General features: G+C 71.2%; 11 protein-coding genes and 1 pseudogene. 2 read left to right on the top strand and 10 right to left on the bottom strand.

Annotated elements, in window-relative coordinates:
- A pseudogene (locus ROTAS13_RS12425) lies at positions 1-212 on the top strand (methionyl-tRNA formyltransferase); the annotation flags it as partial.
- 3 nt (positions 213-215) lie between these two features.
- Positions 216-977 carry a tRNA pseudouridine(38-40) synthase TruA gene (gene truA, locus ROTAS13_RS12430; protein WP_019461413.1) on the top strand — a complete coding sequence of 254 codons (762 nt, stop codon included), beginning with the start codon at positions 216-218 and terminating at the stop codon, positions 975-977.
- Positions 978-997: 20 nt separating this feature from the next.
- Here the strand turns inward: truA and ROTAS13_RS12435 are convergent, their stop codons facing one another.
- The 10 genes from ROTAS13_RS12435 to rpmH all read right to left on the bottom strand — a co-directional run bounded on the left by ROTAS13_RS12435 (position 998) and on the right by rpmH (position 10,529).
- A complete protein-coding gene (locus tag ROTAS13_RS12435; RefSeq protein WP_058390138.1) occupies positions 998-2,767 on the bottom strand; it encodes a hypothetical protein in 1,770 nt (589 codons plus the stop codon).
- A 171-nt stretch (positions 2,768-2,938) separates the two neighbouring features.
- Positions 2,939-3,541: a hypothetical protein gene (locus ROTAS13_RS12440; protein WP_058390137.1), complete on the bottom strand. Its 603-nt coding sequence runs from the start codon at positions 3,539-3,541 to the stop codon at positions 2,939-2,941.
- Positions 3,529-4,641: a succinyl-diaminopimelate desuccinylase gene (dapE, locus tag ROTAS13_RS12445; protein WP_075822502.1), complete on the bottom strand. Its 1,113-nt coding sequence runs from the start codon at positions 4,639-4,641 to the stop codon at positions 3,529-3,531. The genes ROTAS13_RS12440 and dapE overlap by 13 nt, the downstream gene beginning before the upstream one ends.
- Positions 4,642-4,666: 25 nt before the next feature.
- Positions 4,667-5,506 carry a 2,3,4,5-tetrahydropyridine-2,6-dicarboxylate N-succinyltransferase gene (gene dapD / locus ROTAS13_RS12450; RefSeq protein WP_058390135.1) on the bottom strand — a complete coding sequence of 280 codons (840 nt, stop codon included), beginning with the start codon at positions 5,504-5,506 and terminating at the stop codon, positions 4,667-4,669.
- 272 nt (positions 5,507-5,778) lie between these two features.
- A complete protein-coding gene (gene argB / locus ROTAS13_RS12455; protein ID WP_019461408.1) occupies positions 5,779-6,663 on the bottom strand; it encodes an acetylglutamate kinase in 885 nt (294 codons plus the stop codon).
- 581 nt (positions 6,664-7,244) lie between these two features.
- On the bottom strand, positions 7,245-7,955 hold the full coding sequence (yihA, locus tag ROTAS13_RS12460; protein ID WP_099781554.1) for a ribosome biogenesis GTP-binding protein YihA/YsxC: 711 nt from the start codon (positions 7,953-7,955) through the stop codon (positions 7,245-7,247).
- Positions 7,952-9,700 carry a membrane protein insertase YidC gene (gene yidC / locus ROTAS13_RS12465; protein WP_019461406.1) on the bottom strand — a complete coding sequence of 583 codons (1,749 nt, stop codon included), beginning with the start codon at positions 9,698-9,700 and terminating at the stop codon, positions 7,952-7,954. The genes yihA and yidC overlap by 4 nt, the downstream gene beginning before the upstream one ends.
- Positions 9,701-9,704: 4 nt before the next feature.
- Positions 9,705-9,968: a membrane protein insertion efficiency factor YidD gene (gene yidD, locus ROTAS13_RS12470; protein ID WP_019461405.1), complete on the bottom strand. Its 264-nt coding sequence runs from the start codon at positions 9,966-9,968 to the stop codon at positions 9,705-9,707.
- Positions 9,965-10,366, bottom strand: coding sequence for a ribonuclease P protein component (gene rnpA, locus ROTAS13_RS12475; RefSeq protein WP_019461404.1), 402 nt, complete (start codon positions 10,364-10,366; stop codon positions 9,965-9,967). The genes yidD and rnpA overlap by 4 nt, the downstream gene beginning before the upstream one ends.
- 28 nt (positions 10,367-10,394) lie before the next feature.
- On the bottom strand, positions 10,395-10,529 hold the full coding sequence (rpmH, locus tag ROTAS13_RS12480) for a 50S ribosomal protein L34 (protein ID WP_019461403.1): 135 nt from the start codon (positions 10,527-10,529) through the stop codon (positions 10,395-10,397).
- Between the last annotated feature and the right edge of the window lie 442 nt (positions 10,530-10,971).

Consider the following 10,971-nt stretch of genomic DNA (forward strand, 5'->3'; position numbering starts at 1 on the left):
TCCGCGTGCTGGCGGCGGAACCCGCCGGCACCGCCGATGCAGCGCCCGGAACGGTGCTCGACACCCTGCCCCGCATTGCCTGCGGCGGCGGCACCGCGCTGCGCCTGCTGCGGCTCCAGCGCCCGGGCCGCGCGCCGATGGAGGCCGATGCCTTCCTGCGCGGCTATGCCCTGACGCCCGGCACGGTGCTGCCCCTTCCGCCGGACGCCTGAACCGTGCCGAACTACGCGCTTCGGGTGGAGTATGACGGCACCCCCTTCGCCGGCTGGCAGCGGCAGGACGGGCTGCCCAGCGTGCAGCAGGTGATCGAGGAGGCCGCCTTCTCCCTGAACGGCGGTGCGGCGGTCACGGCCCAGTGCGCCGGGCGCACCGATTCCGGCGTGCATGCCGAGGGTCAGGTCGTCAGCCTGCACCTCGCCGCCGATCTGGCGCCGGAGCGGCTGCGGGAGGCGATCAACTTCCATTCCCGCCCGCAGCCGGTGGCAGTGATCGCCGCGGCCCGGGTGGCGGAGGACTGGAACGCCCGCTTCTCCGCCCGGCACCGCGGCTACCGCTACCGCATCCTGAACCGCCCGGCGCGCCCGGCCCTGGACGAGAACCGCGTCTGGCATGTCCCCCGCCGCCTGGATGCGGAGGCAATGCACGCGGCGGCGCAGGCCCTGCTGGGGCGGCACGATTTCTCCGCCTTCCGGGCCAGCTCCTGCCAGGCGAAGGACGCGATCCGCACGCTGGACCGGCTGGACGTGATGCGGCAGGGGGACGAGATCCTCGTCGTGGCGGAAGCGCGATCCTTCCTGCACCACCAGATCCGCAACCTCGTCGGCACGCTCTACGAGGTCGGGATGGGCCGCCGCCCGGCGAACTGGCCCCGTGCCCTGCTGGAAGGCCGGGACCGCCGCAAGGCCGGGCAGACCGCCCCGCCCACCGGCCTCTGCTTCACCTTCGTCCGCTACGACCCCGAGCCGGACTGGCGCTGACGCCCTTTCCGGTCCGGGGGTCAGGCCGCCTGGGGCACCAGCGGCCCCAGCGCGTCGCGCAGCCAGGCATCCTCCGGCGCCTCGGCCAGACAGTGGGACACGAAGCGCCGCATCTCCTCGGTCTCCCCCATCCGGGCCAGGAGATGGGCATAGCCGGCCCGCACATGGTGGTCGGCGTTGCGGGCCAACGCCTCCTCCATGTGGCGCCGCGCCTGGGGGAGCTGCCCGAGTTGCTCGTGCAGCTTGCCGACGCGGGCCAGCAGCCCCCAGTTCTCCGGCTCCATGGCCAGGGCGGCGGTGGCGCAGTCCAGCGCCGCCCGGATCTCGCCCCGGCGCGAATGCACATGGCCGAGATGATCGACGCCGCGCCAGTCGCCCGGCGCCGCCTGCCGCATCCGCGCCGCCAGCGCCGCCGCCTCGTCGATCCGGTTGCCGTTCAACAGCTTCCAGAAGCGGCGGCTCATCACCGCGATGTCCTGGCCGAAGAACTCCGCCACCCGCGCCGCCTCGGCCGAGAGCCGGTCCCAGGGAAGCAGGCGCAGCAGCGCCGTCCAGACCTCCCGCACCACCGGCGCCATGGGGGCCTCGTCCAGCAGCGCCTCGATCGCGGCGCAGCTCGCCTGCTGGCCGGTGAGCGGCCCGCCCGCCTCGCTCAGCCGGGTCAGGTTGCGATGGAACTCCCCATCCTCCAGCCAGCCCGGCTCCGGCACCAGCGCTGCCAGGACGCGCATCAGCAGCAGCGCATAGGCATCCCGCTTCCGCCCCTGGGCCAGCAGCGCATCGGCGGCCACGGAGGCGGCGCCTTCCAGCACCGCCAGCGGCGGCTCGCGGTCCAGCAGGGCGCGGAGCCGTTCCAGCGCCGCTTCGGGCCGCGCCTCCAGGACCTCCTCCACCGCGCGCAGCAGCTCCGCCAGGGCCTGGCCCAGTTGCGGCCTGGGTTCGCTCCAGCCCCGTGCGTCCCAGTTGCCGCTTTCCAGCAGTTCGCGCAGCAGGGTGCGGTTGCGCGGCTGGTGCTGCTCCGCCCGCTCGCGCAGGCCCAGCGGCACGGGCACGGTTCGGATCTCCTTGCCCAGGGAGGCGAGGTGGTCGTGCAGCTGGGGATGGATGCCGTCCCAGCCGGAAACCCGCTCCAGCACCGCCCGGCCGAACAGGGCGGCGATGGCATCCGCCGTTTCGGAGGAGCAGACGATCAGCACGTCATGCGCGTGGTGCGGCGCCCAGCCCCCCGGCGGCAGGAAGATGGCGCCAGGCAGGGAGTCCGGCGGCGGCATCTGCCCGGGCTCCGGCGGCAGGACGTCCGGGCGGAACAGCACCACCGCGGAGAAGCGCCGTCCGCGCCGCTTCTCCTCCGCCCGCTTCAGCGCCACCGCCCGCCACAGCTTGTAGAGCATGCGCAGGCTGTTGTTGTCGCTGCGGCTGCCGGCGAAGTCGAGGTCGAGCGTCTCCTCCTCGGCATCCAGCACCAGATCCGGAAACCAGCTGCGCAGGCGCTCCGGATCGGCCTCGCCGGCCCCGGCCATGGCGCGCGGGGCGAAGTCGGGGAAGCTCTCGCTGAAGCGGTAGCCCAGGCGGCGCGGCAGCGCGAAGCCGGCCTCGCGCCCGAACATGCGGAAGAACTGCGAAAGATTGGTCGCCCCGCCCGTCTTGGTGCCGCGCCGCCGCCAAGTGCTGAGAAAGACCCGCGCCCCGCTTTCCGAGGCGATCCGGGCCGTTTCCGGCAGGGTCAGGTCCTCGTCCCGCAACTGGCCATAGATGCAGAAGGCGGTCCCTTCGGGCGGGCTGGCCGTCATACCGGCCGGAACCCGGATGCGGAATGGCAGGCATCCGTCAGCACCGCGGCATCGAGGACCATCCCACACGTCTCCCTGGAGATACGGGAGCAAATTAACAACCAGAGATAGTTAACGAAAGGTCCATCCCTTCCACCCAGGAGCGAAAACCCCGTGAGTGGAAGCGGGTCGTCAGTCCACCATGGCGACGGCCTGCACCGCCCCGGCCAGGAAGATGCTGATCGCCAGGTCCAGCGCCACGAAGGTCGCCGCCTGGAAGCCGTTCACGCCCAGCGCCTCCCGCGCCACGAACCATTCCAGCCACATCGCATAGCCGAAGGTGGCGATGCCCAGCCAGGTCGCCACCATGCCCGGCGGCACCGGCAGCAGCACCAGGAGCACGGCGTACTGGACGGTGTTCGCCCAGTTCCAGGCGGCGATGAAGCGCGGCCAGCGCGCCAGCAGCCCCGCCCGGGCCGCCAGCCAGTGGGAGGCCAGGGCATAGCCGGCCCAGGAGCAGACGAAGCCCGAGAGCTCGGCCACCAGGAAGCGCAGCGGGTCGGTGCCGACCTCGCCTTCCGCCCCGTTGACAAGGCGCAGCAGCACGAAGACCGGCAGGCAGAGGGCCGCCGCCCAGAAGGAGCGCGCCGCTCCTTCCGGCGACAGGCAGGCGAAGGCGATCCCCGCCGCCTTTCCCCGCGCCAGCAGGAAGGCGCCGCGCAGGCCCGCCACGATCTGCACCGCCAGGGCGGGCGGCGCGGCGGAGGGATGGTGGGGCGCGCTCAGCCGAGGCACTCCGCGATCACGGCGCCATAGAGCGCGGCCAGGGCGCGCAGCTCCCCGACCGGCGTGCATTCGTCCACCTTGTGCATGGTGGTCCCCACCGCGCCCAGCTCGGCCACCGGGCAGTAGCGGGTGATGAAGCGCGCATCCGAGGTGCCGCCGCCGGTGTCCAGCGCCGCCGCCTCGCCCGTCGCCCGCTCCACCGCGCGGCGCAGCGCCTCCACGAAAGGCCCCGGCCCGGTCAGGAAGGCCTCGCCGGAACAGGAGAAGCGCGCCTCGTGTTGCGGCGCCTCGGCCTCCAGCGCCTCCCGGATCCAGCGCTCCAGGCTGGCGGCGCCGTGCAGGTTGTTGAAGCGGATGTTCAGGGTGGCCTTCGCCTCGCCCGGCACGAGGTTGGTCGTCGGATTGCCCACGTCAAAGCTCGTAACCTGGATCGAGGAAGCCTCGAACCATTCCGTTCCCTCGTCCAGCGGCTGCGCCACCAGCCGGTTCAGCGCCCGCACCAGCCGGTGCACCGGATTGTCGCAGCGCGCCGGATAGGCGACATGGCCCTGCGTGCCCCGCACCGTCAGATAGGCGGTCAGGCTGCCCCGCCGCCCGATCTTGATCGTGTCGCCCAGCCGGACCCTGGAGGTCGGCTCGCCCACGAGGCACATGTCCGGCACCTGCCCGTTCGCCGCCATCCATTCCAGCACACGCACCGTGCCGTCATGGGCATCGCCCTCCTCATCCCCGGTGATCAGGAAGGAGAGGCTGCCGCGCGGCTGCGGCGCATGGGCGGCGGCGAGCATGGCGGCCACCCCGCCCTTCATGTCCGTGGCCCCGCGGCCGTAGAGCACGCCCTCCACGATCTCCGCCGCGAAGGGATCGTGGCGCCAGCCCTCGCCGGGCGGCACCACGTCCACATGCCCGGCGAGGCAGAGATGCGGCCCCTCCCCGCCCCGCCGGGCGAAGAGGTTCTCCGTCTCGCCGAAGCGCAGGCGGGTGCAGCGGAAGCCCAGGGGCTCCAGGATGCCCTCCAGCACCGCCATCGCCCCGTCATCCGCCGGGGTGACGGAACGGCAGCGGATCAGCGCCTGCGCGATCGGCAGGGGGTCGGCGATGGCGGTCACGGCCCGGGCTCCGGTCAAGGGCGGCTCAATCGCGCAGCAGCTCGTTGATCGAGGTCTTCTCGCGCGTGCGGGCGTCCACCCGCTTCACGATCACGGCGCAGTAGAGCGACGGCCCCTGCGACCCGTCCGGCAGCGGCCTGCCGGGCAGGTTGCCGGGCACCACCACGGAATAAGCGGGCACACGGCCAACGAAGACCTCGCCCGTGGCGCGGTCGATGATCTTGGTGGAGGCCGAAAGGAACACGCCCATCGACAGCACCGAGCCGCGGCCGACGATCACGCCCTCGGCCACCTCGGAGCGGGCGCCGATGAAGCAGTCGTCCTCGACGATCACCGGATTGGCCTGCAGCGGCTCCAGCACGCCGCCAATGCCGACGCCGCCGGACAGGTGGCAGTTCTTCCCGATCTGGGCGCAGGAGCCGACCGTGGTCCAGGTATCGACCATGGTACCGGAAGCGACATAGGCGCCGACATTCACGAAGGAGGGCATCAGCACCACGTTCGGCGCGATATAGGCCGGGCGGCGGGCCACGGCGCCCGGCACGGCGCGGAACCCGGCCTCGCGGAACTGGGTCTCGCTCCAGCCCTCCCACTTCAGCGGCACCTTGTCCCAGGCCCCGGCGCCTTCCTGCCGGCGGAAGGTGTTGTCCTCCAGCCGGAAGCTCAGCAGCACCGCCTGCTTCAGCCACTGGTGCACCGTCCACTCGCCATTGCCGGAGATGGAGGCGACGCGCTGCTTGCCGCTGTCCAGCAGGTCCAGCGCATCCGCCACCGCCTGGCGGTCGGCACCCTGGGTGGCGGGCGTCACTTCCGCGCGGCGCTCCCAGAGCGCCTCGATGGTCTTCTGCAGGCTGGACAGGTCCATGGTCGCGATGATCCCGATCGGTTTGGCGAATGCGTTCGGCGTGACCCTCTCGCGCGCACCGGCAGGCGTGTCAACGCGCCGCTTGCGATGGAGTCCGGCCCGCCGGGAAGCGAAGCGCCGCAGGCCTTGTGTGAACGGCACCCCTGCCCGGCCGTCGCAGCCCCCGCTCCACATCCGGCCAGCGGACCGGAGCCGGTCGCCACGGCGTGAGGATCCGGGGCGAGCGGCGGAGCCTCTCGCCCCCGGGCCAGCCACGAGGCAGCCTCAGGCCCTCAGGGCCGGATCAGCGTCCCCGGCCCGGCATCGGTGAAGAGCTCGGCCAGCACCGCATGCGGTACCCGCCCGTCCAGGATCACGGCGCCCTCGACACCCAGCTCCACCGCCTGGATGCAGGTCTCGACCTTCGGGATCATCCCGCCCGAGATCATGCCGCTCGCGATCCCGGCCCGGACCTCGGCCACCGTCATTTCCGGGATCAGGCGCTTGTTCTCGTCCAGCACGCCCGGCACGTCGGTCAGCATCAGCAGCCGCGCCGCCTTCAGCGCCCCGGCCACCGCTCCGGCCACGGTGTCGGCGTTGATGTTCAAGGTCTGGCCCTTCGCATCCACTCCGACCGGTGCCACCACGGGCACGATATCGGCGCCGATCAGCAGCTCCAGGACGCGGGTATCGACCTTCTCCGGCTCGCCCACGAAGCCCAGGTCGAGCACCTTCGGCTCGCCGGTCTGCGGGTCCGTGACCGTCTTCAGCGTCTTGCGCGCAGTGATCAGGTTGCCGTCCTTGCCGCTGATGCCGACGGCGATGGCACCGGCCCGGGTGATCGCCTCGGCCACCTGCTTGTTCACCGATCCGGCCAGGACCATCTCGACGATGTCCACCGTCTTCTCGTCGGTGATGCGCAGGCCCTGGACGAACTCGGACTGTACGTTCAGCTGCTTCAGCATGGCGTTGATCTGCGGCCCGCCGCCATGCACCACCACCGGGTTGATGCCGACCTGCTCCAGCAGCGCGATGTCCTGACCGAAGCGGAAGGCCGTCTCCTCCTCCCCCATGGCATGGCCACCGTACTTCACGACCACGACGGCGTCGTCGTAACGCTTCAGGAAAGGCAGCGCATCGGAAAGGAGCGCGATGTTGTCGCGCATGGTTTCGGTCATGGCATCGGCTCCGATGGATCGCGGCGGAAGGCGCCGTTCGCCTCTTGCGGGCACCGCAGCACAGGGTCAAGAGCGCCGCGGCCGGCCGGCTCCGGCTCCGGCTGGGAGCCATGGGCGGGGCTGGGCCGGATCGGCGGGCCTCTCGGGCGGCAAGGAGCGGGCGGGGTATGCACCCGGGCCGGTGGGGTCGGCCCGTGTACTCCCGCTCCTCGCCGCGCCGATCAGCCGGCGCGCGGGCGGGAAATCCGGCGCACCGGGGGGAAGCCACAGGAAGTGTCCGGCCGAAACAGGCCGATGCGGGGGGTGCTCTGCGTCACACCGGAAAGCGGTCGGAGATGAGCCGGCCCTCCGATGATGCGGCGCAAATCCGGCCTCGTGTCGACCGGGCAGCGGTCGGGCGTCGCGGCCTGGACGGCCGGGGCCAGCAAGGCAACACAGAGCGCAAGGACCACGCGTCTCACCAAACCCTCCCTGGGCATATCTGTCTTATGACGACGCCAGGATTCGGGAGAAGCACGCGCAGGTTGAACTGCGTCCATTATGCCGCACTGTGGCCGGCACGCCTCAGTTCGTGCCGGGGATCAGGGTGCCAGGGCCATGGAAGCGAGTTCTGCCCGCAGTTCGGGGATGCCCAGGCCCTTCTCACTGCTGGTGGTGATCACCAGCGGATGGGCCGCCGCCTGCTTGGCCACCAGGCGCTCCGCCTCCTGCTGACGCTTCGCCAACCGCGCCTGCGGCGTATCGTCGGCCTTGGTCAGCACGATCTGGAAGGGCACCGCCGCCTTTCCGAGCAGGTCCATCGCCGCCCGGTCCGAGTCCTTGGTCTCCACCCGCGCATCGAGGAGCAGGATGACCCGGCGCAGGGTCGTCCGGCCGCGCAGGTAGTCGAACATCAACCCCTGCCAGTCCTCCTTCACCGCCTTGGCCGCCTGGGCATAGCCATAGCCCGGCATGTCCACGAGGGTGAGCCGCGCCTGACCCTCCCCGCCCAGCTCGAAGAAGTTCAGCTGCTTGGTGCGCCCGGGGGTGTTGGACACGCGGGCCAGGGTCTTCTGTCCCGTCAGGGCGTTCACCAGCGAGGACTTGCCTACGTTGGAGCGGCCGCAGAAGGCCACCTCCGGCAGCCGCGCCTCCGGCAGCTGGTCCAGCCGCTGGGAGGCGAAGACGAAGCGGCAGGGCCGGGCGAAGAGCAGCCGCCCGGCCTCCAGCGCCGCGAGGCGCTCGGCCTCGCGCTCATCCACCGGAGCGGCCAGGGCAGCGGCCTCCGGCTTGTGCTCCGGTGCCTCGCTCATGTCCGCACCAGCTTCTTCTGCTCGCGGCGCTCGGCACGCTCCTGCCGGGTGATCCAGGCCTGCTGGAGCACGGAGAGCGTGTTGTTCCAGCTCCAGTAGATCACCAGCCCGGCCGGGAAGCTCGCCAGCATGAAGGTGAAGATCACCGGCATCCAGGCGAAGAGCTTGGCCTGGATCGGATCGGGCGGCTGCGGGTTCAGCCGCTGCTGCGCCCACATGGTGAAGCCCATGATGATCGCCCAGACCGGCATGTGCAGCATGTGCGGCGGATCCCAGGGGATCAGCCCGAACAGCGTGAACAGGTTGGTCGGGTCGGGCGCCGAAAGGTCGCGGATCCAGCCGAAGAAGGGCGCATGCCGCATCTCGATGGTGACGAACAGGACCTTGTAGAGTGCGAAGAAGACCGGGATCTGGATCAGGATGGGCAGGCAGCCGGAGGCGGGGTTCACCTTCTCCGTCTTGTACAGGCCCATCATCTCCTGCTGCATCTTCGCCGGGTCGTCCTTGAACTTCTCCCGGATCTCGTTCATCCGCGGCGTCAGGGCGCGCATCCGCGCCATGGACTTGTAGGACTTGTTGGCCAGCGGGAAGAACAGCGCCTTCAGCGCCACCGTGAAGATCAGGATGGCGATGCCGAAATTGCCGACGATGTGATACAGCCAGTCCAGCGCGTAGAAGAATGGCTTGGTCAGGAAATAGAACCAGCCGAAATCCACAGCCTTGTCGAAATCGGTGATCCCGAGGTTGTCGCGATAGGCGTCGAGGGTGCGGACCTCCTTGGCGCCGGCGAAGACGCGCGTGCCGAAATCCGCCGTCGCGCCCGGCGCCACGCTCAGCGGCTGCGGCGCGGAGAAATCCACCTGCCAGCGGTCGCCCTCGGGGCCCGGCTGCTCCTGCGTGTGGCGGAAGGCGGCGCGGATGGTCTCCTGCGGCGTCATCGCGGTGACCGCGGCCAGCCAATACTTGTCGGTGAAGCCTGCCCAGCCGCCGGTGCTGTCCTCCTGGAAGGCAAGCCCCTGCGCCTTGTTCGCGGCATCCTTGGCGGCCGAGTACTTCAGCTCCTGCAGGTGCCCGCCGAGCACGCCGACGAAGCCCTCGTGCAGGATGTAGTAGTTCGCGAGCTGCGGCGTGTGCTCGCGCCGCACGCGGGTCCAGGGCAGGACCTGCACCGGCTCGGACCCGTTGTTGATCACCCGCTGCTGCGCGGTGAACATGAAGTTGTCGTCCACCGACAGCACGATCTCGAAGACCTGGCCGGCGCCGTTGTCCCAGCGCAGGGTCACCGGATGCTGCGGCGTCAGCGGCGCCTTGTCCGCCACCGTCCAGTCGGTGTCGGGCCCCGGCACCGGCGTGCGGCCATCGGCGGCGCTCCAGCCCCACTGGGTGAAATAGGGCGCGACCTCTCCGCGCGGCGCGAACATGCGCACCAGCGGCGAATTCGGCGCGACCGTCTCGCGGTAGTTCTTCAGCACCAGGTCGTCGAGCCTGGCGCCACGCAGGTTGAGGCTGCCGCCCAGGCGCGGCGTCTCGATCGGCAGGTGCTCGGCCGCGACGCGCTCCGGGGGCTGGGCGCCCTGGGTCGGGGCCGGGGAGCCGATGCCGGGCGGCAGGGGCTCGGTCGGCGCCTGGCGTGCCTGCTGCTGGCTCTGCACCTGCTGCTGCACCGTGGGGCGGTTCCACAGCTCGAAGCCCAGCAGGATGGCGATCGAGATCGCGATCGCGACGAGCAGTCGCTTGTTGTCCATCGATTCAACCGTTCTCGCGGGCGGTGGATGCCCCAATGCGGGGCGATGCGGGCGGGACAGGGTCCCAGCCGCCCGGGTTCCAGGGGTGGCAGCGCAGGATTCGCCGGGCCGTCAGCCAGGTGCCGCGCGTGGCACCATGGCTGGCCAGGGCTTCGAGCGCATAGTCGCTGCAATGCGGGTGGAAGCGGCAGTGGCTGCCGATGATCGGGCGAAGCCCATAGCGATAGGCATGCACCGCGACGGTCAGGACGCCGGCGGCGGGGCTCAAGCCCCCTGCCCCGGCGCGGTGCCGCCTTCCGCCGCGGCGGGACCCGGCGGGACGATGACGCCCGCCTGGCGAAGCGCGCCGCGCAGGTCGCCCAGCAGCGTGGACCAGTCGCGCGTCATCACCCCGTCGCGGGCGACGAGCACGAGGTCCCAGCCACGGGGCGCGCAGCCGGGCGGCGGGGCCGCGTGCAGCAGTTCGTGCGCCGCGGCGCGCAGCCGCCGCTTGGCGCGGTTGCGCACCACGGCGTTGCCGAGCTTCTTCGTTGCCGTGAAACCGACGCGAAGAGGCCCTTCCGTTTCCGGAAGAGCCTGCAGCAGCACACTGGGCCGTGCCGCGCGCTTACCCTTGCCGGCGACGCGAAGGAACTCGCGTCGCTGCTTCAGGCGCGGCAGGGCCATGGGATACGCGGAACCGCGCGCCGTCCGCTCAGGCGGACAGGCGCTTGCGGCCCTTGGAGCGGCGGTTGGCGACGACCCTGCGGCCGCCCACCGTCTCCATGCGGGCGCGGAAGCCGTGCCGGCGCTTCCGGACGAGCTTGGAGGGCTGATAGGTACGCTTCACGGGACGTGGCTCCGTTCGGAAAAAGTGGCTGGATCTGCCGGGACCGACCCCGTTTCGGGTTTCCCGGCCGTGCCCGTCTCCGTCCCCTCCCCCGAGGGCAGGGAGACAGGCACGACAGGCAACGCCGGCCCCGGTGCACAAGGCGCGGGTCCGGCGCGGTTGGCGCTGTATAGGGAGAGGGTAACGGACCCGTCAACCACTCAACACGCAGGATCGGCCCCGCATTCCCGCATCCCTGCCCCCGCTTCGCCGTTTCCGGCCCCTCCGGCCGCCGCCAATCCCGTCCCATCGTGCGATCCCCTCCTGACGCCGGGCCCGGCTGCGGCCATAAGGGGCGGCGCATGCCTGAGACCGACATCGCCGTGATCGGCGCCGGCTCCGCCGGTCTTTCCACCGCCACCCTCGCGACCCTGCTGGGCCGGCTGTCTCTTGATCACAAGTC

The organism is Roseomonas sp. TAS13 (genome assembly GCF_001950415.1).
In the GTDB taxonomy this organism is placed as follows: Bacteria; Pseudomonadota; Alphaproteobacteria; order Acetobacterales; family Acetobacteraceae; genus Roseomonas; species Roseomonas mucosa.

Excerpts from the sequence above, each read along its gene's own strand:
- ROTAS13_RS12435 (WP_058390138.1), bottom strand. The coding sequence starts at position 2,767 with ATGACGGCCAGCCCGCCCGAAGGGACCGCCTTCTGCATCTATGGCCAG.
- argB (WP_019461408.1), bottom strand. The coding sequence starts at position 6,663 with ATGACCGAAACCATGCGCGACAACATCGCGCTCCTTTCCGATGCGCTG.
- dapD (WP_058390135.1), bottom strand. The coding sequence starts at position 5,506 with ATGGACCTGTCCAGCCTGCAGAAGACCATCGAGGCGCTCTGGGAGCGC.
- yihA (WP_099781554.1), bottom strand. The coding sequence starts at position 7,955 with ATGAGCGAGGCACCGGAGCACAAGCCGGAGGCCGCTGCCCTGGCCGCT.
- rnpA (WP_019461404.1), bottom strand. The coding sequence starts at position 10,366 with ATGGCCCTGCCGCGCCTGAAGCAGCGACGCGAGTTCCTTCGCGTCGCC.
- yidC (WP_019461406.1), bottom strand. The coding sequence starts at position 9,700 with ATGGACAACAAGCGACTGCTCGTCGCGATCGCGATCTCGATCGCCATC.